We start from the raw sequence: 26405 nt of genomic DNA, 5'->3' as shown, positions 1-26405 counted from the left end.
TAGTTTATCGACAACCAAAAAAGACAGCTTAAAGCTGTCTTTTTTTGGTCAGTCGTTAATCAATTGGAAGGCTTCCACATCAAAAAGTCCCAGATCGGTTAGGCGCAGGGCGGGGATTACCGGCAGGGCCATAAAAGAAAGGGTGATAAAAGGATCAACCCCGGAAGCGACGCCTAATTGATGGGCGCTGGCAATCAGTGCGGACACCTTTTGCTGAACCAGCTCCCCGGGCTCAAGACTGATCAGACCGGCCAGAGTCAGCGGTACCGAACCAATGATGCGGTGATTGCCAGCCACCACATAACCGCCACCAATTTCTGCGAGATGCTTAACAGCCAGCAGAATATCGGTGTCATTATCGCCAACGACAATCATATTGTGCGAATCATGGGCGACAGTGGTGGCAATGGCCCCATTGCGGATGCCAAAACCCTTAATAGCTGCGACACCGACGTTGCCGGAGTGGCCATGCCGTTCAATGACACACAGCTTATCATAGTTTTCATCGGGGCAAAAGGTGCCATCGATTCCTGGCAGGGCTTCAATCAAATGATGTGTTTCAATCTGATCTTTGATAATTTCGATCACATGATTCGTTTTGCCAAGGGGGAGTCGTAGTTTTTCTGGCGTGAGGGTGCGGATATGAACCGAATCGAGTAGTTTAGGATCAATCGGGTGCTGAGAGGGATGGGCCCAGGTAGCATCATCCACCAGCTGACCATTTCGATAAACCTGCTCCACCTGCATGGTGCCCAAATCCGACAGGATCACCAGATCAGCCCGGTATCCCGGGGCAATGGCACCGAGTTTTTTGAGTCCATAGGCCTGGGCGGTGTTAATGGTGGCCATCTTGATTGCCTTGATCGGGCAGAGGCCCAAATCGATGGCTTGTTTGATATTAAAGCGAATATGGCCCTCCCGATGAATATCTTCTAAATGCTTGTCATCGGTACAAAAAAGAAATCGATCCATCGGACAGTCACTTTCCAATAAGCCACTGATGATGGCATGAAGGTTTTTGGCTGCAGAACCTTCCCGAACCAGAATATAAAAGCCCGCCCGCAATTTTTCAAGGGCTTCGGACCAACTTGTGGATTCGTGCTCACTGTGGATTCCGGCGCTGGCATAAGCCTGCAGGGCTTTACCGGAGAGCCCTGGGGCGTGGCCATCAGCCAATGCGTTGCGGCACAGGGTCAGTTTGTCAAGAATCACCAGATCGCCAGCCAGCACAGCGGGATAGCACATGACTTCACCCAATCCCAGAATCCGGGGATGATCAAGATAAGCTTGCATATCGGCGGCTAAAAAAGGCCCTGCGCCGTTGGTTTCAAAGGGGGTAGCGGGTACCGATGAGGGTAGCATCACAAAAACATTTAAAGGAATTTGTTCTGTGGCAGCTAGCAAATAATCCAGTCCAGTCTTTCCTGCTACATTTACCAGTTCATGGGGATCGGCAATAATCGTGGTGGTGCCAGTAGGAACAATGGCTCGAGCGAGTTCATTGGGAGTAACCATGGTGGATTCAATATGCATATGGGCATCAATAAATCCTGGGACAATATATTGGCCCGACAACTCCACCTCATAAAGACCCTGATACGTTCCAATTCCAACAATGGCGCCATCGTTAATGGCCAGATCGCCGACACAGATTTCTTCAGAAAATACGTTGAGAATCTTAGCGTTTTTAAAAACCAGTTCAGCTTTTTCAAAGCCATTGGCAACAGCAATGTTTTTTTTGAGACATTCGTTATATTTTTTCATGTTTCATCCTATCTTGGTTTATTTGCGGCAAAGAATAATGTCAAGCTCTTATATGCCCTTTTTTTACAAAAAAATGCAATAGTGATATGAATCTTATCAAAAAAGGTTTATAATGAAAAGCAGAACATCAATTTTTTCCTGTACTTCAAGATGCTTTTAAATTATAATTATTATAAAGTAGAAAGTAATTCTAAGAAAGTGGTGAATAAAATGAAGAAATGGCGCTGCACAGTATGTAATTATGTACATGAAGGTGATACTCCACCCGACAAATGCCCGATCTGCGGAGTGGGACCGGATAAGTTTATATTAATTGAAGAAACGGAAGCTGTTGCCCCTGTTAAGGAGAAGAAATGGCGTTGTACCGTTTGTAATTATATTCATGTGGGAGATACGCCCCCCGACGTTTGCCCGGTCTGCGGAGTGGGACCAGAAAAATTTGTGTTGGTTGAAGAAGTCGAGGATGGTTTAACGGATAAAGAAAGAGAAGCCTTACAGACCTTATTGTTCAATGTCAGCTACGGCTTATATATTATTTCATCGGTCAGGGATGAAAAACTCAATGGGATGGTTTCCAATACCTTTATTCAGGTTACCAGTACTCCCTTAAAAGCCAGTGTCTGCCTGGGAAAAGGAACCTTAACCTCAGAATATGTTCGAGAATCCGGTGTCTTTGGGGTTTCGATCCTGGGTAAAGACAACCATGATCTGATCAAACATTTCGGCTACCAGAGCGGAAGAGATGTCGATAAATTTAAAGAACTCAGCTATATTACTGGTAAAACTGGCTGTCCCGGGTTGCTGGAAACGCTCTGTTTTCTAGAATGTGAAGTGGAACAGACGATTGATCTGGGTACCCACTATATGTTTATCGGCAAAGTTGTCGACGGGGATGGATTCAGCAAAGAAGAACCGATGACCTACGCCTATTATCACGCAACCCGATAATAAAAAAAACATGCAAACCATGCGAAAAAAATCGCATGGTTTTTTTATTTGCGCGGCAGATTGTTAGGCGTAGTTCAATTAGAGCTGACGTAAAGCTTTAGCAAAATGTCAGGTGCAGATATTGACAAAAATCCTCCCGGATGATATATTGAATATAAATTCAATATATCATCCGGGAGGAAGCATGGCTCGATCAAAGGAACAAAATGAAAGAATGCGGGAAACCCGTAAGGAAAAGATTCGCACTGCGGCATTGGCACAATTTGTTAAACAGGGGTTATTTGCCACCCGGATTCAGGATATTGCAGCTGAAGCTGGTATTGCTCAGGGATTGTTATATCATTATTACGGATCAAAAGAAGAAATCTATGTAGATCTAATCAATGATGCACTGGATAAAACCATTGAAGCATCCTATTCGGTTCGGGATATGGAGGCGGAACCCGGTGAAAAAATCCGCTTTGCTTTGGAACGACTGGTTGAGACCATTGAAAACAGCCAGACTTTTTTGGATACTTGTCGGTTGATTACCCAAGCAACCAATTCAACCGCAATCCCTCAGGGAGCCCAGGATCTGATTCGGGAAAAACGGAATATCCCATATCTGGTAATCGAAAAAATTATGGCGGCGGGACAAAAAGAAGGAACGATTGTAGCTGGAGATCCTAAAATGCTGGCTATTTTTTTCTGGACGAGCATTAATGGCCTGGCAATATACTATTCCAACAATAATAACAGAGAAGTAAAACTGGATTATCGTGTCATTGCATCGATGTTTTTGATTGAAAGCGAAAGAGAGGATAAAAATCATGCAAAAGATCAAACCGTTTTTAAATGAAGAAGGGCAAATCACCCAGGTTCCGGCAAAACAATCAAAAAAACTACTGGTTTATAAATATTTGGCAGAAAAATTCGAGTGTGATCAGGAATACTCCGAAAAGGCAGTTAATCAGTTAATTAATTCGTGGCATACCTTTGGAGATTCTATTTTGTTAAGACGTGGGTTAGTGGAAAACGGTTTTTTATGTCGCATGCCAGATGGCAGTAAGTATTGGAAAAATATGGAAAAGGAACAAGTGTAAGATGAGTACAAAAGCTAAAATGATGCACTATACCCTGAAGTATCGGCATCTTTTTAAAGGGCAATTACGTCCGGAAGTGATTGATAAAAACACGTCGATCGAAAAATTGCGGCAGGACTGTGATGAAACAGCCACCCGTTTTTTTAAACCAATCCCGGGGATCAGTTATATCTCCAGTGACTATCCGGGGTTTTATGCGGAGTGGGTTGAGAGTGAAAATGCTTCTGAAAAAAAAGTGGTACTTTATTTTCATGGCGGCGGTTTTGTGATGGGTAATGCCCGGTCACACCGAAATATGGTGGGCAATTTCGTCAAACATTTAGGGATTAAAGCGCTGGTGTTTGACTATCGGCTGGCGCCAGAACATCCGGCACCAGCCGCTGTCAATGATTCAGCAGCGATTTACAGCTGGTTGCTGGAACAAGGGTATCAATCAGAAAATATTGGTTTTGCTGGCGATTCGGCGGGTGGTGGGATCGCGCTGGCGACCCTTTTAAAATGTAAGGATGACCAGATCCCCTTACCGGGAGTTTGCGCCGTATTTTCGCCATGTACCGATATGACAATTTCAGGTGAGTCCCATATAACGCGGGTAAAGGCCGATCCCTGTACGCCCAAAGGGGCCAATGAAACGTATCTGGGCTATTACGTTGGCAGTGGCGATCCCAAACATCCCTATGCATCGCCATTATTCGGCGATTTAAGTGGTTTGCCACCATTGATTATTCAGGTTGGTGATAACGAAACGCTAAGAGATGATTCAACCCGTTTCGGTGAAAAAGCCAAAGCAGCTGGGGTTGATGTGCAATTGAAGGTATGGAACGGGATGTTTCATTGCTTTCCTCTATTATCACCACTTTTTCCGGAGGCAACGGTGGCTCTGGAAGAGGTTTGTCAATTTATCAGAAAAAATCTGAACGATTGAGGCTTTCATAAACGAATAGTACTTGATAAAAGAAGGTAATTAAAGAAGTAAAAAAGGTTTCCGCCAATTCAGGCGGAAACCTTTTTATAGTTCATCATCGGAGCTTTTAATCCCATGCAAACGGATCTTATACTGTAAATTCTGACGTGAGATACCTAGGTCACGGGCGCTTTTTGAGATGTTCTGATCATTGCCCTGCAAGACGTCGATGATCATTTGCTTCTCAATCTTATTGAGGGTATTTTTTAGATTTTTGTCGTCCATACTGGCCGATAAATATTTTTCATAGATTTTTTTATCGGCAGTATTTTTTCTTAAATAAGCTGGCAGTAAGTCAGGGGTCAGAATCGTATCCTGATATTGGGCAATATAGATGGCATGGGTCACAGCATGCTTTAACTCCCGGATATTGCCTGGCCAGTCATGGCTGAGCAGAATTTCCTGGGCCTCGTCAGATACCTTAAACAGCTGTTTTCCCATGGCCGCTCCTTCGGTGGAAAGGAAGGCCGGTACCAGATCCAGAATGTCCTGTTTTCGGTCTTTAAGTGGTGGCAAGTGAATCGAGAAGACGGCCAGTCGGTAATATAAATCGGAGCGCAGTCTTTTTTCTTCAATGGCTTTTAGGGGATCTTGGTTTAAAGCACTGAGTAGGCGGATATTGGCGGTTATTTCTTTGTGCCCGCCGACCTTCCGGTATTTGCCGGTTTCTAAAACCCGCAGCAGTTTGGATTGGAGGCCCATGTGCATGGAGTTGATTTCATCCAGAAAAATGGTGCCCCCTTCAGCGGTTTCCAGCAGTCCGACGGAATCAACCGCCCCGGTAAACGAACCTTTAACGGTGCCAAATAAGGTGCTCTCGAGCAGATTTTCCGGGATCGCACTGCAGTTGATGGCCACAAAATGTTTGTGGGCCTGGGGACTGGCATTGTGGATGCTTTGGGCAAAAACTTCTTTACCGGTACCAGTCGGACCGGCAATCAGAATTGGGGCGGTGGTTAGTGCTGCAATTTCCGCATGGTGAATGCATTCCGCCATTGGGCCACTGCTGCCAATAATGTCTTTGAAAGTAAATTGGGTGCCATTGTTTTTCAGTTGCTGGGATTTTAAGTCATTTTGAAGCTTATTGATGGTATTGGCCATGTGAATATAGTCCGAAATATCCCGGTAGATACAAATGGCGGCCTCGACCTTTTTTGGATCAGTTTTCGAAAAAACTGGGTAGGTGCTACTGATCACATCGGCAACTTTTCCGGAAGGGGAGGTATATTTGACATGGACATCCTGAACCTTTTTTCCGGTCTTCAAAACCAGGGATTCCATCGATTCATTTTCAAGATAATCATAAATATCAGACATGTTTTTACCAATGACGTCTTCGTGTTTCATATTCTCGATGATTTCACAGCCCTTAGAGTAACAGATGATTTTTCCACTGGCATCAACAACATGAATGCACACATCTTCGATGCGTTCAACATCCTGAATAGGAAAAGAATTTTCACCAAAAGCTTCTAAAATATGCTCGTTTTTTACTTTCACTGGTATTCTCCGTTTCGGGTTTACTGGTTAAGACAGTATGATAACATGAAATCCAAAAAAATCATAGAGACAACCCAGAAAAGGGGTTGTCCGTCTGATTGATAAGGGGATTAAACACAGATTATTGATAATTTTTTTCGATTTTTTCAATCTCGGCCAGGATTGAAGCTTCCAGAGCCGGAACCTCGTGGGTTTCCAGAATTGCATCAATTTTGGCATTGACCATGTCAAGAATATCGGACTGATCGGGATTAACCATCCGGCGCTTAAAGAATTCCGGATACCAGACGCTTCTAAAATTACTGAGGGTGTGCATTTCATTAAGGTAGTGACCGCCATGGCCAACACCTTTAATGACATCCATGGCCAGGGTTTCTTCATTCACTTCGACCCCGCTGGAGTAGGCCGACAGCTCGTTGATCATTTCATTGGCTAAAACCACCATCGCGGGCGCTACCGAGTTGCAATGATCCAGGACGCCGATATCATGAACGATGTTGGCCTTGCTTAAAATCGAAGAGAACAGTTCCATTTGAACCTCAGCAACCGACTGGGGATCGACGGTTTTGGCATCGCTGCAGCCCGCTGTGCCATAGAAGGGCAGGTTGTAATAGTTGGCCAGCTCTGAAGCCGCCGCCACCGACTTATGGAATTCAGGGGCACCATAGGAACCGATGGTGGTTTGCATGTCAAAGACAGTTGGCATCGAACCGTATATCAGTGGCGCACCTTCATTAACAGCTTGGGTTATAACGACACCAGCTAAAATTTCAGCGTTATTCTGGGTTAGCGCACCGGCGATGGTAATCGGGGAGGTGCCACCCATCATGCTGTACGGCATGTAAACCACCGGGATTTTATTGGTCGCACTGATAAAGAGTTTTTCAGTGCTTTCCACCGGATGGGTCAGTGGTGGAATCGGCTCGCAATAGTTAAAAATAAAGGGTTTTTCAGCCAGTTCTTTGTGTCCACCGGCAACAATGGCAGCGATGTCAATGATTTCCTGAAGTGATTCGATGTCATTGGTCGAAAAATTGATGGTTTTGTCAAAGTTTTTCAAGGTTTCAATAAAGGTCACCTGAGATTGGACCAATGGATCCACGTCGGCACACATCCCCACTGACAGAATAAAGCTGATGTTGGATAAATAGCTGCCCAGTTTACACATGTTTTTAATATCCGCCTTCAGATAGGGGCGGGCCATATTGGTTTTATGATCAAGGATCTCCAGTTGATCGGAATGGGTTCCGAAATAGACATTGTTTTTGCTGTTGATGACCATATTGGGTTTGCCGTCCCGGGTATATAAGGTCAATTCTTTGGGGATGGTGTTCAGGGCCTTGTCAACAACGGCTTTGGGGAATTTGACCATGTCGCCATCAACGCTACAGCCATACTTTTTCAGCAGTTCAATGGTGCGGGCACCAACGATGCGCATACCAAAATTTTCCAGCAGATCCATACTCTTTTCGTGAATGGTTTCGATTTTGTTATTATTTAATACATTGAATTCAATATTTCTTTGCGTGGTTTCCATAATGTCTCCTTAAGTCTTTAGATGATCGCTATTAAATGCGTTCGCGATAGTTTGCCGGAATATAGTCGTTCAGCAGGGCAGCTTGTTCGTTGGTGATATCTGGCGGCGTATAGGAAGCCAGACGTTCGCTGACAGCGGCCTGAACGTCATGCAGAACCGGCTTGCTGCCATTTTCCTGCCATTGGTTGGGATCTTCTTTATTAAAATATTTGGGAACAAAGAATTCTTCTTTGAACATCTTTGGAGTCCGGCCCTGGAGGAAGTTACCCCGGGGTCCGATTTTGGCAATCAGATCATGACAGAGGTAGCTTTCTTCAGTTTTGATTCCTTTTAACAGACGGCGATTCATCCGATAGGTATCTTCGTCCATCAGGAATTTTTCAAAACTCAAGATATTAAAGCTACCCAGAATTCCACAGGAATGCAGCACCAGATCGGGGGCAGCTTCCAGGGTGGAGCGAATCATCATATCGGATTCAATTCCGGCTTGCATATCAAAATCTTTGGCATCACTCAAACCGCCGCCGGTTCGGCAAGGCAGTTTGTAAAAATCGGCCAATCCCCGGGTGGCATAAGAAATTAAAGCGGTTTCCGGAGCGCCGATGCTCAGCTGAACCGTGCGTAGGTTGGTGGAAGCCGAGGTTTGGCCATATACTACCGGCAAACCGGGCTTGACCAGTTGAGACATGACCATGCCGGCCAATACTTCTGCATTGGTCATGGCAATCAGTCCGGCCACCGAAGGCGGTCCGGTGAGCACTGGCATGGCACAAGGGCTGAACCAAACGGGCTGATTCATATCAGCAGCAATCAGGAATTTTTCCAGTGGGTCATGGTCAAAACATAAGGGCGATAAAGAATTGACATGGACGATATTATTGTATACGCCACGGCGGCCTTCAAATTTTTCGATCAGTTCCAGACCTTTTCGAAAAGATTCCCGGATGTTGGATTTTAACGGGAAGGTATTGGCTTGTAAATGTAAGGCCGTTTTATTGGAATATTTTAAGATCATGGCGATGGGGCTGAAGACCCGTTCATCCAGAGACAGGTTTTTGTCATCGAGGAAAATATTAAAGTAATTACAATTGATGACATCACTGGTATCGGACAACTTAAACTGATCAACGGCATCGTCATTGGTCATCTTATGTAAGTGGCCGTTTTCCAGTCGGAAAATATTCCCGACACCAGGCATTAAAATCAGGCTGCCACCGCCAAGGGTGTGGTTGCCTTTGGAGTTTTCGATGGTAAAGCTTTCCGGTATGGTGGAAATAGCCGTCATGATTAATTTTTCATCGAGAAAGACGGTCTCCCCATCAATCCGGGCACCATGATTTTTGAAAATCTCCAGGATTTCCGGATGCTCGAATTTGATTCCAACTTCGTTGAGAATTTTCAGTGATTCGGCATGGATATTCTGGATATCTTCTTTAGAGACGTATTTTTCATATGGTTTCATAGTTATAATCCCCTTAATTGAGTTTTTTCTTTACAGACGAGCGTTTTGGACACGATTTAGATATCACCATAGTAATCACGATGAGAAACACAGGAGTAAGCATAATCCAGCAAAGTTCCCCAACTGAACACAGGTAGATCCACCGCCCGTTGAATGGCTCGGGCAAAAGGTTGCATACCGGTACATTCTAACATGATGGCCTTAATATCCGGATGTTTGGCGATGAATTCTTTTGTTATGCGAATCATATCCTTTTCGGATTCATCATAATAGCTTTCCGGAATCTCAGGTCGTTTTTCATGATCCCAGAGGGTGTCGAATTGCGGGCAGCCGTATTCATCCTGGGCCCCGGCGATATAGAAGTTACTGTTTAGATCAATGCCAACTTTTTCCAGATGCGTATCAGTCAGGAACCGTTTTTGAGCGCAGATAATACCAACGGCACTATCGGGACCGATGGTTTGCTGAATAAAGGGAACCTGTAGCAGACTGGACATAAACACCGGAATGTCAACGGCAGCTGCAACATCTTGTTGGAAATAAGCAAAATAACCGCATTCAGCTGCGATCGCTTTACAACCCATTCGTTCCAGGTTTTTCGCCGCCTGAACAATCGGAGCCCGACAGGGTGTTTTATCCTGTTCCCATACCAGGGTGTAGTTATCTACTCCCTGAGCAATTTCATACTGAATCGGAAAACCCCAGGCACTGGCATTACGGACATCGCCAGGAAAACCGGGATAGGCATCATCCAATACCATAATACCAATACCCATCCCATAACAGGTATGGTTTTTTCGGGTAGTCATGTAATTAATTCCTAAATCTCTTTGCATTTCTTCCTCCTGAATCGTTAATATGTATTTAATAGAGTTTTGCTATTTGCTGATTTAATACAAGCAAGTCTTGTGCCAAGATCTAAAACTCTTACAACGAAAGCAAAAAATGTAGTACTCTGTAGGCAGCTTAAAAAAGATCAGCAGCAGAACTTCGTTGGGTGAGGCGATCAGCACGATTCGGGTCTCAAATTAATGAAAGAAATACGGAATTGACATTATAATAGAAGACAAACAACGAAACAAAAATAATGAGTGATCCAAACAAAAGGACGATGCAGTAATTTTTAAAGAAATACCAGATTAGATGCAAAAAATAATGGCATGCAAAAAATAATGATGGTTGGCAGAAATCCCAGTTTTAAGCAGGTTTTTGTAATGGTTTTCAGGCAATCTGATTAGGCGGTGCATAATCTTTTGCAGGACTACGGAATCATTGTAAAAATGACGGCTTAAAATAGGCTTAAAACTGCAGAAATTTAAAGATCGGATTATTTTACGAATTGGCACAAAGCTTGCGATAGATACCGGATATAAAGCAGTGGCTAAATATCTGTGGGAGGTGTCAAAAAAAGCAGACGGGTTTTATGGCAAAACTGTAATTTTGGGGAAATCATTATTCTTATGTGTTTACAGGTTTAAAACAGAAAAAATTAGGAGGAGAGAATCTTATGTTAAAGCGAATACGTATTGTTCCGGTTGCGATTCCCATCGTATTAATGGGTATTATTCTCATTATCGGGTTTATCAGTCCCGATGAGTTTACTACCATTATGACTGATTTCTTTATCGCATTGATGGAGAATGCTGGTTGGATGGTTTCCATCGGGGTATTGATCTTTGTAGGCTGCATGGCACTGTTGTTTTTGCATCCCTTCGGGAGCATTAAATTTGGCGGGAAAAACGCCGTACCCAAGTATAAAACCTGGATCTGGTGGGCGATCTCACTTTGTGCCGGGATTGGAACTGGAATTGTTTTCTGGGGTGCAACCGAGCCACTGATGCACACCTTTACACCACCACCGTCAGTTGGTTTGGAACCCGGCAGTCTGGATGCGGTCATCTGGGGGATGAGCAAATCCTTCCTGCATTGGTCGTTTTCACCTTATTCCATCTATGCGGTAGCTGGGATCACCATTGGTTATGCTTACTATAATATGAATAAAAGCTATACTGCCAGTGCCGGTCTTGTTTATTTAAACGATGGTAAAGAACTGAATGCCAAGATTAATACCATCATTGACGGGATCATTCTTTTTGCCATCTGTGGTGGGGTCGCCGGTTCACTTGGTTACGGACTGCTGCAGATTGGTAGCGGACTCAATTTCGTCTTCGGGATTGAACCGGGGCCAATGGTTTGGGCGATTATTGCCTGCGTCATTATTACTTCCTACACCATTTCCAGTGCTACTGGTCTCGATCGTGGGATTGCCTGGCTCAGTGATAAAAATGCCTGGATCTTTATTGCCCTGATGATCTTTGTGTTGATTTGTGGACCGACTGCTTATGTATTCAATCTGTTTACTCAGTCATTTGGTTATTTTGTCAATAATTTTATTGATCTGAGTCTGTTCACCCAACCAATGGTGGATAGTGATTTATGGCCGCAATGGTGGGATATGTACTGGATGGTTGACTGGTTGTCCTTTGGACCCATCGTTGGTTTGTTCCTGGTGAAACTGTCCTACGGCCGAACCATCCGTGAGTTTATTGTCGTCAATGTCATTCTGCCAGCGATGTTCGGGATTCTCTGGTTCAGTGTTTTTGGCGGTTTGGCTCTGGATCTGCAGCTGCGCGGCGTGGCTGATATGGCCGGCTTCCTGACTGACAATGGCGCTCAGGCCTTTATGATGTACATCTTTGAATTCCTGCCCTTTACCGAATTAATCCGGATTATTATGCTGGTAACCATCGGGTTATCCTTTATTACTCTGGCAGATTCGATGACATCAACCATTTCGACCATGTCATTAAAACAATCCAAAGGTGTAAAAGAAGCACCGCTGCCGATTAAAGTATTCTGGGGCGTCTTCATTGGTTTGATTTCGCTGGTATTTGTTGTCAGCGGTGGGATTGACGGCATCAAGATCGTTAAAACCATTGCCGGGTTCCCGATTCTCTTTATTGAACTGGCGATGATCCTGGGCTTCCTGTATCATTTATTCTCCGGCAAATTGAAACGGGATGAACTGGAGTATGCCGATTTCATGGATGGTGAAGTGGCAGCGGCTGCGGCTGAGGCCGAAGCGGAGCTGGCGGATGCCCATATCCATAAAAAATGGTATACCCTGGATAAGCAAAAAGACAATAAAAAAAATAAAGACGAATAAAGTGTTCCTAAAAAGAGTGTGGCGTTAAGCCAGACTCTTTTTTATATGGGTCACTTGCTTAGTTGGGGATCCTGGTGGGTCTCTGATCAGTTGTTTAAAACAATTGTTAAGCGGCGAAGACAGCCCAGACAAACTCCCCCGGATTTGTAAAAATAAACCATCCGGACGCTGCAAAATACGGTAACATGCAAAAAAAAGTGACACCGTTTAGAAATCCCTTTAAATCGCCACTTATACTGAATTGTTAGACAAATACCGGTTATTGAAGGTCTTTGATGGTTTGAAATTTTGCACCTGAATTTCTGGAGTAAACAAAATGGTCGCCGGCAAACGACACGAAACCCCCGAACACTTAAAAATCAGTGCCGCTTGATATCTTGGCACGAACCTTGCTTTAATACTGCAGTGAGTAAACAAACCATCAATTATTCCAAATTGAGATGATTAAAAGGAGAAAAGATATGGCAGACATGAGTTATTTAAAAGACAAGCCCATTGCAGTATTGGGGGCTGGTGCAGTTGGTAAGGCGATCGCTGGCGACTGTGCTTTAGGCGGTGCAAAAGTCCGCATTTGTGATTTTGAACCGTTCGCCGAAAAAACATTAAAAAATGTCGAAAAAGTTGGGATCAAATTTTTTGGGGAGCAAGTCAATCTTTATGGTTTTGAGCGAGAAGGCTTTGCCAAAATGGATAAAGTAACGACCGATGTGGCTGAAGCGGTCAAAGGTGCGGGCATTATTGTCGTAGCGACACCTACTTTTGGCCATAAACCTTTTTTTGAAAAACTGATTCCCTGTCTGGAAGACGGACAAGTTATTCATATTTTCCCTGACAATTTTGGCAGCTTGATCCTCCGCAAAATGATGCGGGAAGCTGGTTGTACCAAAAATGTCATCGTCGGCGGCTGGTCAAGTTCAACCTACGGTAGCCGGGTCGAAATGCCAGGGGGTGTGATCACCCACAAAATCAGAGTATACTATCGGGCGATTACCCTGCGTGGAGCCGCCATGCCAGCGACGGATACCGAAAGCTTTATTGAAAGCTCGAAATATCTGCCCTCAATGGATGCGGTAACCGAAGGCGAAGGTGCTGTCGCTGGGGATACGGTTTTAGATACCGGCTTCTCCAATGTTAATCCGGTGCTGCACTGTCCCGGTGCCATCCTTGGGGTTTCCACCATGGAAAACTTTGGTACCATTTTTGGCGAAGATAAATTTAAATTCTCAATTTATTCCCATGCCTATTGTCCTTCCATTTCTCAGGTTCAATATACCTTCTATCAGGAAGAATGCCAACTGGCAGACACCATTGGCGTGGGCATTCAACCCTATGAAAAAGAGCATTTCTTCTCCCGGGAAAATGTCCTGGGCCAGGAATACATGGGCCTCGATTACCTGATTCCTTTTGACAAGCAGGATCCAATCCAATACGGTACCGGTCCTTTTACCATGGAAAACCGCTACATCACCGAAGATATTCCGGTTGGCTGTTACGTTTATCAGCAACTCGGTGATGTCTATGGGGTCAATACCCCCGTTGTTGACTCGATGATCAGTCTGGCCTGCGCCATCCTCGGTCGAGACCTGACTGCCAATGGCTATACTCTGGAATACATCGGAATTGATAACATGACCAAAGAAGAATTAAACGATTATTTAAGAACCGGAAAACTCAAATAATCACCCTGCTATCCTCAGACACCCCTTAAAATAAGATAAACCAAGACCCTCAACCTTTCGCACGCTTTTTAAGCGTGCGATGGTGGATGGTCTGATAAGCAGACTGGTCTTAAAAAATTAATAAAAACCTTAAGGAGCGAATGATGAAAAAAAGTATTCTTAATTTTAGAGAAATGGCTGAAAAGAAAGAAAAAATTGTCTATATTACCGGCTATGATTATTTAACGGCCAAATATGAAGAACGGGCTGGCGTCGATATGATTCTGGTTGGTGATTCACTGGGAATGGTAACCTTAGGTTACGAAACGACTTTTCCGGTAACGATGGATGATATGATTGCTCATTCATCAGCGGTCAGACGGGGTGCGCCCAATACCTTTATTGTTGGTGATATGCCGTACATGTCTTATCAGATTTCTGATGAAGAAGCGGTCTTTAATGCCGGACGTTTTACCAAGGAAGCCCTGGTCGATGCCATAAAGCTCGAAGGTGGAACCGAATCGGTTTGTAAACGAATTAAAGCCATTGCTGATGTGGGTATTCTGGTTATGGGACACATTGGCTTGACACCACAGTTTGCCGCCCAAATGGGTGGTTACAAGGCCCAGGGTAAAAGTGCTGGAGCCGCCATGGAATTATTGCGACAGGCCCTAGCCATTGAAGCGGCCGGAGCCTCCTTTATCCTGGTTGAAGGGGTTCCCGCAGTGGTTGGTAAAGCCATCACCGAACGCCTCAGCATTCCGGTTCTGGGCATTGGCGCTGGTTCGTATACCGACGGTCAGTTATTGATTTATGCTGATATGGTCGGCTATTACGATGACTTTACCCCAAAATTTGTTAAAAAATATGCCAATGTCGGGGCCGAATTGTTAAAAGGCTTTACCGCTTTCTGTGATGAAGTCCGCAACGGTGCTTTTCCGGATGACAGCGTTCACACCTATGTGATTGCCGATGAAGAAGCCGCCGAACTGGAAAAATTGTTAGCCGAAATTAAATAAAGAAAAATGAAGAAGGGTGAAATACTATGTTGAATATAGCCGATTTAGGACAATTTGTAATTGATGGCGATGAAGAGGGGATTATTGAGAATGTTAATCTTCTGATTGAAGCGAAAACCGATCCGATTGCGATCATCAATGAAGGATTATTATCAGGGATGAATGTGGTTGGTGAAAAATTTAAGAATGGGGATATGTTTGTACCCGAAGTGCTGATGGCAGCCCGGGCGATGAATGCCGGAATGGTTATCGTCAAACCGCTGATCGCCGATCAAGACATGCCCAGTCTGGGAACCATTGTTATTGGTACCGTCAAAGGGGACTTACACGACATTGGCAAAAATCTGGTCGTGATGATGCTGGAGAGCGCCGGTTTCAAGGTTGTCGATCTGGGCATCGATGTTAAAGTTGAACAATTTGTGGCGGCTGTCAAAGAACACAACGCCGATATCGTTGGCATGTCAGCGATGCTGACAACCACCATGACCTATATGCAGGAAGTCATCAAAGCCTGTCAGGATGAAGGCTTAACAGTTAAGTATCTGGTTGGTGGAGCACCACTATCACCAGCATACAGCGAAAAATTAGGGGCCATTTATGCTGCCGATGCTTCAGGCGCTGTCGATACGGCTAAAGCGTTAACTGCATAGCTAAGCGTTTAAATAGACGAGACATTAAAGAGTGTGACAGAAAAGCACCCTGACTCAGAAATGCTTGAGGTTATCGATAAACTACCGTACCGACCAATTGTTAATCTGTTGTACGCTGCGGCCAATAAGAAATCCGCTTTGCTCCTTTCTTATTAGTCGCGGGCAGTCGCCAACTACAAGCAAGCTTGTGATTGGCTCATTGCCTTCTCGAAAATCGGACAGGCTTTGCCGTGTCCGATCCGATGCGCACAACATGATATAACAATTATCGGTACTAGGTTATCTTTTTTGATAGTCAGAAGTACTCCGATTCAGGAGTGCTTTTTATAAATATGAAATAAGAAGAATGAGGCAATTATGTCAATGGGAATCATTGCGGCTATGGCTGCCGCATTGGCGGCCGGACTCATTCCGGTATTAACCAAGGCTCTGATGCTGGATGGATTGGATGCCACCACAATTTTATTTTATCGGTATGCCACTGTGTTTATCATGCTGGGACTGACTTTTATCATGAAGAAGGAACGGATCAGGGTCACAAAAAAACAAGCTGTTGAGTTAGTTGTTTTTTCGGCAGTTGGCTATGGTGGATCCACTTTTTTATTGGCCCAGGCCTTTAATTATATGCCAATGGGATTAGCCACGATGCTGTACTTTTCCTATCCACTTTTTGTGATGGTGATAATGGCCCTGATTTTTAAAGAAAAACCCAATCGGATAAAAATGATTGCCCTGGCTATTGCCATCACTGGCATTATTTTTCTGATGAACTTTAGTCTCGATCTTGTCAACTGGGGAAGTGTATTGGCCTTGGGATCAGGACTGGCCTATGGCGTTTATCTGGTCAGCCTTCAGCAAAGCAGTCTAAAAACTCTGGAAAACCGGGTGATTATCTTTTATCTGGGGGGGATTTGTGCCGTATTTTTCGGAATTCAGGGTTGTTTTTTTTCCGGCAACGCGGAGTTTTTGCGATTGCCAGCTAAAGGGATTATTTTGACCGTGGCATTAGGGGCGATCACCATCTTTGTACTGCAGATGGTTACCGTTGCCATCAAGCGCATTGGATCAACCCAAACCGCTTTGATCATCGCGTTTGAGGCTGTGGTTACCCTGATATTGGGAGTAGTATTATACGGTGAGCCCTGGAATGGCAACACCATTGTCGGGGCTGGACTGATGCTGGTATCGGTAATTCTTGTCAGTTGGCACACGGATCCTGATCCGTTATCCACTCATCATTAAGATGCTGGTGTTGGGAGCTAAAACTATAATAATCATCGAAAAAGAGTGGCAGCGTAAAGGTAATTAAAAATAAACGAGAGAAAACAATAATGAGGTAAAGAAATGGGAAAAGATCTGATTTTAAAAACGTTAAGACACGAAACCGTCGATGCGGTACCATGGGTGCCGTTTAGTGGTGTTCATGCCGGTTTTCTAAAAGGCTATACGGCCCGGGACGTGCTGACTGACGGTGATAAATTATTTGAGTCATTAATGGAAGTTCATAAGCTCTATACCCCCGACGGGATGCCAGTGATTTTTGATCTGCAAATTGAAGCTGAAATCCTCGGCTGCGAGCTGTTATGGGCCGAAGATAATCCACCGTCGGTGATGAGTCATCCCTATGCCGGTGAATTGATGGTACCGTGTAAATGCAAGATTCCCAAAATAACCGATGGGCGCATTCCGATGGTGGTTGATGTGATGAAACGGGTTAAAGAAGCAGTTGGGGAGGACACTGCCCTCTATGGTTTGATCTGTGGACCGGTCACTCTGGCTTCGCATATTCGCGGCAGTGAGTTTTTTATGGATATTGTCATGTATCCGGAGTTTGTTAAAGATTTGGTGGGATTTTGCGTGGAAGTCTGTAATGCCATGTCGAGTTATTATATTGAAGCCGGGATGGATGTGATTGCTCTGGTCGATCCGTTGATCAGTCAGATTTCACCAAAATCAATTGAGACGCTATTTTTAGAACCTTTCCAGGCAGCCTTTGATTTTATCCGCAGTAAAGGGGCATTAAGCAGTTTCTTTGTTTGTGGTGATGCCACCGTTCAGCTGGATGTGATGTGCCGCACCAATCCTGACGGGATTTCGATTGATGAGAATGTCAATATTTATGAAGCCAAGAAAATTACTGACCACTACAATATCACCATTGGCGGAAATATCCCGCTGACTACTACCCTGCTGTTCGGCAATCAACAGGACAATATGAAATATATTGTCGACATGCTGGATAACATCAATCATCATAATCTGATTGTCAGCCCCGGCTGCGACATGCCGTATAATGTTCCTGTTGACAATACGGTGGCCACCGTCCAGGCGATAAAACAAACCGAAGCCGTCCGCAAGATGATTGAAAACTATGAGGCTGTTGATGAAGAGATACCTGTGGAACTGCCAGATTATGACAACCTGGAAAAACCGCTGATTGAAATCTTTACTCTGGATTCGGCTACCTGTGCGGCTTGCACCTACATGGTCAAGGGCATCCTATTGGCCGAAGAAGAATTTGGTGATCGGGTTGAGATTAAAGAATATAAATACACCAATAAAGTGGATATTGCCCGGACTAAAAAAATGGGCGTCCAGCATCTGCCATCAACCTATATTAATGGCGAGCTGAAGTGGTCGTCAATGATCCCCAGTAAGCAGGAATTAATTGAAGTCGTTGGTCAATACTTATAGCAATATATTCTTTGCCGGTTTGGATCGATATGACAGCAGGCAAAACGAAGTATTAATTAAAATGTGAATAGAAAAAAATAAGGAGAGCAGTCCCCGAGTTGATAGCGAGGACGGATAAAGAAAATAATGTTAAATTTAAATGAATTGACACAGGCCCTGGGTGATTTGGAAGATGGTCTGGTAATGGATCTGTTAAAAGAATTTGCGGCGACTAATCCATCAGAAGCAGAAGCGCTTGAAGCGGTTGCAGCCTGTCAGGCGGGGATGGCCATCGTCGGGGATCTTTTTGAAAATGGCGAGTATTTTGTTGGTGATCTGATCTTTGCAGGTGAATTACTGACCGAAGCCATCAACGTTTTAAAACCATCCCTGGGCAGTGGCGACACCAAAGTAATGGGAACGATTCTCTTGGGAACCGTTCAAGGGGATTTACATGACATCGGCAAAAATATCTTCAGAAGCATGGCCGAAGCAGCAGGCTTTGAGGTGGTGGATATGGGCATTGATGTTAAAGTTGAAACATTTGTGAGCAAAGCGCAAGAAATAAAACCTCAAATTATCGGCATGAGTGGGGTGTTAACCCTTGCGATTGACTCGATGAAGGATACGGTCGAGGCATTAAAAGAAGCTGGCGTCGATTCAAAAATTATTATTGGTGGAAATCCGGTGACGAAAGAATCTTGTACCTTGGTTGGTGCCGATGCTTTTACGACGAATGCGGCCGAAGGCATCAAAATCTGTCAGGGTTGGGAATAGGAGCAGCATATGATAATCATTGGAGAAAAGATCAATGGCAGTATCCCGGCGGTGAAAACGGCCATCGAAAATCGTGATGCCGCATTTATTGCCGATCGGGCGGTTAAGCAGACAGCGGCGGGAGCTCATTTCATTGATGTGTGTGCCAGTACCGCACCGGAATATGAAGTTGAAACACTAAAATGGTTAATCGACGTTGTTCAGGATGTTACTGAGACGCCGCTGTGCATCGACAGCCCGAATCCCCGGGTGATTGAAGCCGTGTTTAAATATGCCAATAAACCGGGATTGCTTAACTCGATCTCGGAAGAAGGCGATAAATGCGAGGTACTGCTGCCGCTGATGGAAGGCAACACCTGGGAAGTGGTCGGCTTGACCTGCGACGACCGGGGGATTCCCAATAATCTTGAAACCAAATTGGACATTACCAAAATTATGGTCGAAAAAGCTGACAAATATGGAATTACCCCGGATCGGATTCATATTGATCCCTGTGTTATGGCCCTATCGACCGAGAATAACTCGATGCTTAATTTTGCGGAGGAAATTCGATCGATTAAAGCGCTGTTTCCGACCATCCATGTTACCGGAGCCATTAGTAATATTTCGTTTGGATTACCGGCGCGGGGTTTGATTAATAAAACAGCAATGGCCTTTGCCATTGAGGCTGGTATGGATTCAGCCGTGATGGATCCGCTGAACCGGGAGATGATGGAAACCATTTTTGCCACCTATGCGCTACTGGGACAGGACAAACACTGTCGAAAATACAGTAAGGCATTTCGTTCTGGTCAAATCGGACCCGTTGGGAAAAAATAAAGTAAAACCAAACGGAAGCATAAGGTGCTTCCGTTTTTTTCAAATATAAGGAGCAATGGAATGAAGCTTATCTTACTGACCGGATTTTTGGGCGCAGGAAAAACAACCTTGTTAAAAAAAATTTTAAACGAATACCAAAGCCGAAAAATTGGGATCCTGATGAACGAGTTTGGTGAGATCGGGATTGATGGACAATTGATCAAAAACGAAAATTTTGATCTGATTGAATTGAACAACGGCTCGGTTTTTTGTGCCTGCTTAAAAGAAAACTTTATCGGCGGATTGGCTCAATTCTTAAATCATGAACTTGAAATCGTCTTTGTGGAATCCTCTGGGGTTGCTGATCCTGCCAATATGGGAAGCATCCTAAAAACGGTGACTAAAATCGCCGGTAAAGCTTATGATTATCTTGGATCCATTTGTATTGTTGATGGACGCTATTTTCTCAAACAGTTAGATGTGATCGCGGCACTGGAAAGACAGATCATTTATGCCAGTAAGGTTATTATCAATAAAGCCGATCTACAAAATCCGGAAACGCTTCAAGTGATTGCACAAAAAATTACGACAATTAATCCGACTACAGAAATTTTTAAGGCGTCCTTTTGTGAAGTACCTCTGGCTGATCTGATTATGACGATGAAAAGTGACAACGTCAAAACCGGAACGTCGGGAAACACCTGGGAAAGCCGTCCGCAAGCCTGTGTTTTAAGAACAGAAGCACTGCTTGACTATAAAATATTTGAGAAGTTTTTACATGAAATAAAATTTTCCACCCATCGGATCAAGGGATTTGTTCGAACGGATCAGGGTGGTTTTGAAGTCAGCAGCGTACGTGATCTGGCGATCCTGACTCAATGGAATGAACCAATCGAGCAAACCGAAATTGTGATGATTTCAGCAGTCGGCATTCGGATGATCAGTGATTTGCTGCGACTCTGGAAACAGTCTTTTGGTGATACACCAATGCATATATAATTTTGTGGGAGCGACTTAAAGATTGATCGTTAATCAGGACAACGATAATTATCCTTGCCTTCTATTTTCAGTACGGCTATAATTTAACCATACGGAGGTCGAAGATGAAAAAGCTGGGGATAATACTTTTGTTTTTCGTTCTGATAATCGTTGGGCTTTCAGGTTGTGGCATTGTCGACTATTTTACAGCACAAAGGGAGCCTGCTGTCGCGACAAAACTGCCGGAAATGGTATTGAATGAGCCTTTTGTTGTAACCACAGCCAATGGTGATTACAGTGTTACCATCAACGGGGCAAGAACAACGTCGCAAAGAGATGAGGATTCCAAACCAGATCCCAAACAGGTAATCTTTCTTGACTATATGTACGAAAATATCAGCTATGAAAAGCGAAATAATATGGATTTCTTTTTGGCACAAGGGGATTTTATGGTTAGTGATGATGCGGGTAATGAGTTGGAGACTTATAATATCAAGGATCCCAAACGAATGATTCAGGAAACACCCATTGGTGGGAGTTGTGCGGCAAGCATTGCTTATGGCCTGGAAACGGATAGTAAAAATCTCACAGTCACCTTTGTCAGAGGAAAAGGTCGGGAAATCGCCCAGATTATTATTCCGATTGAAAAATAATTTGATAAAATTCAAAGAGTTCCGATTTTTACAAGAAGATCAGGATGAAATAGAGTATAGTAAGTTAAGAAAGACAAAGCAGTCTGATTTCCTTTTGGGATATCAATTGTTTTGTCTTTTTATTTTTGTAAGAATGAGCTTACGTCTAAGTATTTTTTTAGGAAAAAATACAACTCGATATTTTGTGTGTATTCAGGATTGTTTTAGTTGAATAACAATGGGGGCAAAGGTGCTCAGATATCCAATCGGATGTTTGAGCACCTTTTTATATTAAAAAACACACCATCGGGACACTTTTTCAATGACGAATAAGGTGTCAAAAAATTTAAGAAGGAGATTATTATGGAAAATCAGAAAAAATTGGGATTAGGCTCTGCAGTATCGGTCTGTGTCGGTCTGATTGTAGCAACCAGTTGTTTGCTTTTACTTGGTCAGGGAATGGGTTTGGCAGGTTCCGGGTTTATCGTATCGTTAGGAATTGTACTTTTTTTAAATGTTATGCTGTCGCTGACATTTGGCGAACTGCATGCAATCATGCCAGAGGTGGAAGGGGGGCTTGGACAATATACACTGGCGGGACTCGGCCCAGTGGCATCCATTATTTCGAACCTTTCAGCCTATGTTATTACCATGATTTTGGCTTCGTCGGTGGAAATGGCAATGTGTGGAATGGTAATCAATCAGATCTTTCTACCAATGATTCCAGCCCCGATTATCAGTGTGGTATTATTGGCGATTTTATTTATGGTTAATTATAATGGAGTCGATATTTTTGCCAAGGTTCAAAATGTCGTGGTCGTATTACTGATCGGATCTTTGATTGCTCTGGGGATTATCAGCTTTTTTAATCTGGGAACGGGAACCGTGATTACCGCTGCTCAGCAAACACCAGCGCCGGTGACTGGAATCAGCGGATATGCTTCGTTGGCCGCCCTGGCATTCTGGTTGTTCATTGGCATTGAATTTGTTATTCCCATCGCCAAAGATTTAAAGAATCCCAAACGTGATGTGACGCTGTCAATGATTCTTGGTCTATTATTGCTTTTCGGGGTTCAGGCAATGCTTGGAATTGGGATGACGCATTATGTTACCTTGGAAGCCCTGGCCAGTTCAGAAATGCCACATATGTTATTTGCAGAAAATCTACTGGGTCAATTTGGTGTTTATTGGATGGGGATTGTGACCTTGTTGGCTGGAATCAGTACTGCCAACACAGTCTTGGGTAGTGTCAGCAAAATATTGTCGGGGATGGCCCAGGATGAGATGATGCCGAAGGTGTTTGCCAAAAAGAATAAACACCATATTCCGGTGGCGGGTCTGGTGCTGATTTTTGTCGGCGACCTGGCAATGCTGATTACTGGATTCACCCAGTCTTCCGGTTTAGCTACGATTTTATTGGCGGCTTCATGTTTCTGGTTGGCATCGTATATTCTGGTCAATATTTCAGCGTTGGTACTGCGAAGAAAATATCCCGATATACCTGGCCGCAATAAAAAGTTGACCTTCTTTGGGATTCCCCAGCTTCTATGTATTGTTGGCAACATCTATATGATTTGGCATATTGCCGAAGGGGACACCCGATTGCTGGTTTATAAAATATTCTTCGGTCTGTTTGCAATCCTCATTGCTTATTCCGTGATCTGGGTAAAAGTGATTAAAAAAATCTCACTATTTGAAACGGCTGATGTTCATGAAATGAATTTAAGATGTGAAGCGGTAGGCGATACGGGGGGAAAGAATAAGCCGGCGATCATTGATTCAACAATTGTTTAGCGATTAAATCAGACCCAAGATCTGAATGATGTGTAAAAAGTATTAATATAAAACCACTGCTGGTCAATCTGCATGATCAGTGGTGGTTTTTATTTGTATCGCAAATAGAGTTTATGGTGAGGGTATTTGATTGCATCACTGCTATGAGTTTAGTATAATAAATGGCAAAGAAACGATTATCGAAAAAATCGAAAGGATAGTCATGATGGATTCCAAGAATAAACGAATAAAACAAATGCTTACGAATTTTTTGATGATCTTTGTGCCGGGATTCCTTGTTGTGACCATTTTTGCCGGGATTTTTATCAACATCAACATTGAAAACGGTAAAAACATTATTAAGATCAGACAGTTGAATAACAGCGAGATTGTCAGCGTCAACGTCAATTCGATTTTTGAAGATGTCAAGTCAGATGGAAACATTATTTTAAACTCCGGTGAAATAAAAGCGTATGTTAGCAACACGGCAGAAGCGATTAACCAAAATGAATTAAAACGAATCTTTTCCAATATGATGAACAATAAAAAAATCTATGACTCGATCCGGTTTATTGGCGTCGATGGTTACGAAAAGGTTCGGGTTAATGAGGTCGAAAATGGTGCCACAGCAGTGGCAGAAAGTGAGCTGGAATATAAGGGCGATCAGACCTATTTTCAGGAAGGGATCAAGCTTAATCCCGGCGAAATTTATATTTCACCGATGGATTTAAGCATGAAAAGTGGCGTTGTTGAAACACCCCTGAAGCCACTGATGCGGCTGGTGCTGCCGGTGTTCAACGATAAAAACGAACGTCAGGGAATTCTGGTGTTAAACTATCTGGCTAAGAATATGCTGGATCAGATCGAAAATGATTCCAAAAGCAATATGGACATGAAAATACTGCTGTTAAATAATGAAGGCTACTATCTGCTTAGTGAAAACAGCGACAAGGATTTTTCCTTTATGTATGGTGATCAGCAAGGGATCTCATTCAGCCAGGAAAATCCGGAAATCTGGCAGGCTATCCTAAACAAAGGCAGCGGTTATTATGATGACGGCAGAGACCTGTATTTTTACACTCCGATCTATCCCTTAAAAGGCTATCAAAACCTGCATTGGGTCTTGGTTGGGGCTGCACCCCTGGATGTACTGGGGGTTTTTACCAATGAGGATAACCGAACCATTGTGCTCATTGCCGTTTTGTTGATTCTGGTTTTATGTATTATCAGTGTGATTGTTTCATGGTTGTTGCTGATCAGGAAAGAAGCCAGATCCCGGGAAAAAATAACCGATGGCATTTTTAAAAATGCCAAGGAAGGGATTATGATCATGGATGCCGACATGCAGATTGTTTATGTTAATAAGGCATTTTCGACCATCACTGGCTATTCCGAAGGTGAAGCGTTAGGTAAAAAGCCCATTGATTTAAAAACAGCTAAAAAGCTTCGGGAGATCTACAGCAAAATCTGGGAGACCGTTAATGAAGAAGGAAACTGGCAGGGTGAAATTACCGATCAACGAAAAGACGGCACCACTTATCCCAAATATATTTCGATCTCAAAAATGTTTGATCGAAAAAGCAATACTCTCAGTAATTTTCTGGAAGTTTTTGAAGATTTAACCAGTGTCCGAATTACCGAAGAGGCCATCAATAAAATTAAACATTATGACGAAGCCACCGGCTTACCGACTCAGGTGCTTTTTGAAAAGAAAGTTCGGGAATACATCAAGCAAGTAAATCGGATGGCCATCGTTGTGATTCAGGTTACGAATTTTAATGCTCTCCATGATAATTTGGGAAAAAAATCAGGTGCTCTTTTAATCAATGAAGTTTCGCGGCGGATTCAGACTTTTTTGAGCGCTGAGGATCAGTTGGGAATTCTTCACAAAGACCAGTTTATATTAGCGTTGATTGACAATGACGATAAACTGGAAATGGGACACTTAATAAATAAAATGATCGCATATATTAGAGAACCAATCGAAATAGATACCGAGAAGGTTTATTTAAACGCAGCGATTGGGATCGCTGTTTTTCAGGATGACAGCGTTGATCTTGAAAAGCTGACAGAATACGCAAATATAGCCAAAAATTATGCGCTCCAAACCGGTGATAACACTTATGTTTTCTATGAGAAAGAGATCCGTGAAAACTATCTCAATAATCTAAAACTGGAAACAGAGCTGCGAAGCGCTCTGGAAAACAATGAGCTCAGTTTAAACTATCAACCCCAGGTTCAGGTTGGTAGCAGAGCAATTATCGCCAGTGAGGCATTGTTACGGTGGCATAACAAAAACCTTGGCCAAGTCAATCCGGAGGATTTTATTCCTGTCGCCGAAAGGACAAATTTAATCATCCCCATCGGTAATTGGGTCTTGGAAGAAGCCATCAAGCAAAACAACAAATGGCAGCAGCTGACCAATGTACCTCTTGGGGTGGCTGTTAATCTGTCCCCGGTTCAATTTAAAAAATCAGATTTACCGAAAATCATCAAAGAGCTACTGGATAAGTATGACATGCCCGCAGAACTATTGGAAATTGAAATCACGGAGGGGATTCTGGTGGAAAACATGGTCGGAACCGGCAGCCAATTGGAACAGATCAAAGCATTGGGGGTAAAGGTAGCCATCGATGATTTTGGCACAGGCTATTCATCACTAAAATATCTGCAGAATCTGAATTTTGATAAACTAAAAATTGACCGGGAGTTTATTAAAGATTACCCGGAGAATGATAGCGGCAGCATTGCCAAAACAATTCTGAATTTGGCTGCCCAATTGGAACTCCATGTAATTGCTGAAGGCGTTGAAACCCATGAACAGTATTTGTTTTTAAAAGAAAATAATTGTCATGAAATACAAGGGTATTATTTTTCGAAACCGTTATCGGTTTCGGACTTTGAAATGTTGATCACCGAGCAGAATTCAACTGAAGTGGATTAAAGAAAAGTATCGCATAATGTGGTATGATAAAAAACGAAGGTGTAAATCTTTATAAAAATGCTTAATCAATGGCAAGTGTT

21 protein-coding genes are annotated in these 26405 nt (G+C 43.4%); 16 read left to right on the top strand and 5 right to left on the bottom strand.

Annotated elements, in window-relative coordinates:
• Window positions 1–48: 48 nt before the first annotated feature.
• Window positions 49–1764, bottom strand: a complete 1716-nt coding sequence (ade, locus tag Q7P33_RS03120; RefSeq protein ID WP_303867310.1) for an adenine deaminase — start codon at window positions 1762–1764, stop codon at window positions 49–51.
• Between the two features lie 210 nt (window positions 1765–1974).
• On the opposite strand from ade, the gene Q7P33_RS03115 reads away from it, so the two are divergent.
• From Q7P33_RS03115 to Q7P33_RS03100, 4 genes are all read left to right on the top strand, one after another.
• A complete protein-coding gene (locus Q7P33_RS03115) occupies window positions 1975–2712 on the top strand; it encodes a flavin reductase (RefSeq protein ID WP_303867309.1) in 738 nt (245 codons plus the stop codon).
• A gap of 184 nt (window positions 2713–2896) precedes the next feature.
• Window positions 2897–3550 carry a TetR/AcrR family transcriptional regulator gene (locus Q7P33_RS03110; protein WP_303867307.1) on the top strand — a complete coding sequence of 218 codons (654 nt, stop codon included), beginning with the start codon at window positions 2897–2899 and terminating at the stop codon, window positions 3548–3550.
• A complete protein-coding gene (locus tag Q7P33_RS03105) occupies window positions 3522–3794 on the top strand; it encodes a DUF2087 domain-containing protein (RefSeq protein ID WP_303867306.1) in 273 nt (90 codons plus the stop codon). The genes Q7P33_RS03110 and Q7P33_RS03105 overlap by 29 nt, the downstream gene beginning before the upstream one ends.
• Window position 3795: 1 nt before the next feature.
• A complete protein-coding gene (locus Q7P33_RS03100) occupies window positions 3796–4719 on the top strand; it encodes an alpha/beta hydrolase (RefSeq protein WP_303867304.1) in 924 nt (307 codons plus the stop codon).
• Between the two features lie 84 nt (window positions 4720–4803).
• Here Q7P33_RS03100 and Q7P33_RS03095 read toward each other — a convergent pair whose 3' ends face one another.
• The 4 genes from Q7P33_RS03095 to Q7P33_RS03080 form a co-directional block, all read right to left on the bottom strand.
• A complete protein-coding gene (locus tag Q7P33_RS03095; protein WP_303867303.1) occupies window positions 4804–6258 on the bottom strand; it encodes a sigma-54-dependent Fis family transcriptional regulator in 1455 nt (484 codons plus the stop codon).
• A gap of 121 nt (window positions 6259–6379) precedes the next feature.
• Window positions 6380–7795: a trimethylamine methyltransferase family protein gene (locus tag Q7P33_RS03090; protein ID WP_303867301.1), complete on the bottom strand. Its 1416-nt coding sequence runs from the start codon at window positions 7793–7795 to the stop codon at window positions 6380–6382.
• 31 nt (window positions 7796–7826) lie between these two features.
• Window positions 7827–9275 (bottom strand): trimethylamine methyltransferase family protein, encoded by a 1449-nt coding sequence (locus Q7P33_RS03085; protein ID WP_303867400.1) that lies wholly within the window; start codon window positions 9273–9275, stop codon window positions 7827–7829.
• A 38-nt stretch (window positions 9276–9313) separates the two neighbouring features.
• The gene (locus tag Q7P33_RS03080) at window positions 9314–10093 is read right to left on the bottom strand and encodes an aspartate/glutamate racemase family protein (protein ID WP_070369987.1); all 780 of its coding nucleotides are present in this window, start codon (window positions 10091–10093) and stop codon (window positions 9314–9316) included.
• A gap of 671 nt (window positions 10094–10764) precedes the next feature.
• Here Q7P33_RS03080 and Q7P33_RS03075 point away from each other — a divergent pair.
• The 12 genes from Q7P33_RS03075 (at window position 10765) to Q7P33_RS03020 (ending at window position 26325) form a co-directional block, all read left to right on the top strand.
• Window positions 10765–12423 carry a BCCT family transporter gene (locus tag Q7P33_RS03075; protein WP_303867297.1) on the top strand — a complete coding sequence of 553 codons (1659 nt, stop codon included), beginning with the start codon at window positions 10765–10767 and terminating at the stop codon, window positions 12421–12423.
• Window positions 12424–12884: 461 nt separating this feature from the next.
• On the top strand, window positions 12885–14102 hold the full coding sequence (locus tag Q7P33_RS03070) for an NAD/NADP octopine/nopaline dehydrogenase family protein (protein WP_303867295.1): 1218 nt from the start codon (window positions 12885–12887) through the stop codon (window positions 14100–14102).
• Between the two features lie 143 nt (window positions 14103–14245).
• Window positions 14246–15100 (top strand): 3-methyl-2-oxobutanoate hydroxymethyltransferase, encoded by an 855-nt coding sequence (panB, locus tag Q7P33_RS03065; RefSeq protein WP_303867293.1) that lies wholly within the window; start codon window positions 14246–14248, stop codon window positions 15098–15100.
• Between the two features lie 26 nt (window positions 15101–15126).
• Entirely contained in the window at window positions 15127–15750 is a 624-nt protein-coding gene (locus Q7P33_RS03060; protein ID WP_303867292.1) for a corrinoid protein, read from the top strand.
• Between the two features lie 357 nt (window positions 15751–16107).
• On the top strand, window positions 16108–16992 hold the full coding sequence (locus Q7P33_RS03055; RefSeq protein WP_303867291.1) for a DMT family transporter: 885 nt from the start codon (window positions 16108–16110) through the stop codon (window positions 16990–16992).
• A gap of 102 nt (window positions 16993–17094) precedes the next feature.
• On the top strand, window positions 17095–18444 hold the full coding sequence (locus Q7P33_RS03050; protein ID WP_303867289.1) for a uroporphyrinogen decarboxylase family protein: 1350 nt from the start codon (window positions 17095–17097) through the stop codon (window positions 18442–18444).
• Window positions 18445–18570: 126 nt separating this feature from the next.
• Window positions 18571–19200: a B12-binding domain-containing protein gene (locus tag Q7P33_RS03045; protein ID WP_303867288.1), complete on the top strand. Its 630-nt coding sequence runs from the start codon at window positions 18571–18573 to the stop codon at window positions 19198–19200.
• A 9-nt stretch (window positions 19201–19209) separates the two neighbouring features.
• Window positions 19210–20019 (top strand): methyltetrahydrofolate cobalamin methyltransferase, encoded by an 810-nt coding sequence (locus Q7P33_RS03040; RefSeq protein ID WP_303867287.1) that lies wholly within the window; start codon window positions 19210–19212, stop codon window positions 20017–20019.
• 60 nt (window positions 20020–20079) lie between these two features.
• Window positions 20080–20997, top strand: coding sequence for a GTP-binding protein (locus Q7P33_RS03035; RefSeq protein ID WP_303867286.1), 918 nt, complete (start codon window positions 20080–20082; stop codon window positions 20995–20997).
• 104 nt (window positions 20998–21101) lie between these two features.
• On the top strand, window positions 21102–21629 hold the full coding sequence (locus Q7P33_RS03030; protein ID WP_303867284.1) for a hypothetical protein: 528 nt from the start codon (window positions 21102–21104) through the stop codon (window positions 21627–21629).
• A gap of 342 nt (window positions 21630–21971) precedes the next feature.
• Window positions 21972–23402 (top strand): APC family permease, encoded by a 1431-nt coding sequence (locus tag Q7P33_RS03025; RefSeq protein WP_303867283.1) that lies wholly within the window; start codon window positions 21972–21974, stop codon window positions 23400–23402.
• 235 nt (window positions 23403–23637) lie between these two features.
• Window positions 23638–26325, top strand: a complete 2688-nt coding sequence (locus Q7P33_RS03020; RefSeq protein ID WP_303867282.1) for an EAL domain-containing protein — start codon at window positions 23638–23640, stop codon at window positions 26323–26325.
• The last annotated feature ends 80 nt before the right edge of the window (window positions 26326–26405 follow it).

This window comes from Acetobacterium wieringae, from assembly GCF_026646375.1.
Lineage (GTDB): Bacteria > Bacillota > Clostridia > Eubacteriales > Eubacteriaceae > Acetobacterium > Acetobacterium wieringae_A.
The sequence above is the reverse complement of the archived record's forward strand: the minus strand, read 5'-3'. Positions and strand labels throughout refer to the sequence as shown.

Excerpts from the sequence above, each read along its gene's own strand:
- ade (WP_303867310.1), bottom strand. The coding sequence starts at position 1,764 with ATGAAAAAATATAACGAATGTCTCAAAAAAAACATTGCTGTTGCCAAT.
- Q7P33_RS03115 (WP_303867309.1), top strand. The coding sequence starts at position 1,975 with ATGAAGAAATGGCGCTGCACAGTATGTAATTATGTACATGAAGGTGAT.
- Q7P33_RS03110 (WP_303867307.1), top strand. The coding sequence starts at position 2,897 with ATGGCTCGATCAAAGGAACAAAATGAAAGAATGCGGGAAACCCGTAAG.
- Q7P33_RS03105 (WP_303867306.1), top strand. The coding sequence starts at position 3,522 with ATGCAAAAGATCAAACCGTTTTTAAATGAAGAAGGGCAAATCACCCAG.
- Q7P33_RS03100 (WP_303867304.1), top strand. The coding sequence starts at position 3,796 with ATGAGTACAAAAGCTAAAATGATGCACTATACCCTGAAGTATCGGCAT.
- Q7P33_RS03090 (WP_303867301.1), bottom strand. The coding sequence starts at position 7,795 with ATGGAAACCACGCAAAGAAATATTGAATTCAATGTATTAAATAATAAC.
- Q7P33_RS03080 (WP_070369987.1), bottom strand. The coding sequence starts at position 10,093 with ATGCAAAGAGATTTAGGAATTAATTACATGACTACCCGAAAAAACCAT.
- Q7P33_RS03075 (WP_303867297.1), top strand. The coding sequence starts at position 10,765 with ATGTTAAAGCGAATACGTATTGTTCCGGTTGCGATTCCCATCGTATTA.
- Q7P33_RS03070 (WP_303867295.1), top strand. The coding sequence starts at position 12,885 with ATGGCAGACATGAGTTATTTAAAAGACAAGCCCATTGCAGTATTGGGG.
- panB (WP_303867293.1), top strand. The coding sequence starts at position 14,246 with ATGAAAAAAAGTATTCTTAATTTTAGAGAAATGGCTGAAAAGAAAGAA.
- Q7P33_RS03060 (WP_303867292.1), top strand. The coding sequence starts at position 15,127 with ATGTTGAATATAGCCGATTTAGGACAATTTGTAATTGATGGCGATGAA.
- Q7P33_RS03055 (WP_303867291.1), top strand. The coding sequence starts at position 16,108 with ATGTCAATGGGAATCATTGCGGCTATGGCTGCCGCATTGGCGGCCGGA.
- Q7P33_RS03050 (WP_303867289.1), top strand. The coding sequence starts at position 17,095 with ATGGGAAAAGATCTGATTTTAAAAACGTTAAGACACGAAACCGTCGAT.
- Q7P33_RS03045 (WP_303867288.1), top strand. The coding sequence starts at position 18,571 with ATGTTAAATTTAAATGAATTGACACAGGCCCTGGGTGATTTGGAAGAT.
- Q7P33_RS03040 (WP_303867287.1), top strand. The coding sequence starts at position 19,210 with ATGATAATCATTGGAGAAAAGATCAATGGCAGTATCCCGGCGGTGAAA.
- Q7P33_RS03035 (WP_303867286.1), top strand. The coding sequence starts at position 20,080 with ATGAAGCTTATCTTACTGACCGGATTTTTGGGCGCAGGAAAAACAACC.
- Q7P33_RS03030 (WP_303867284.1), top strand. The coding sequence starts at position 21,102 with ATGAAAAAGCTGGGGATAATACTTTTGTTTTTCGTTCTGATAATCGTT.
- Q7P33_RS03025 (WP_303867283.1), top strand. The coding sequence starts at position 21,972 with ATGGAAAATCAGAAAAAATTGGGATTAGGCTCTGCAGTATCGGTCTGT.
- Q7P33_RS03020 (WP_303867282.1), top strand. The coding sequence starts at position 23,638 with ATGCTTACGAATTTTTTGATGATCTTTGTGCCGGGATTCCTTGTTGTG.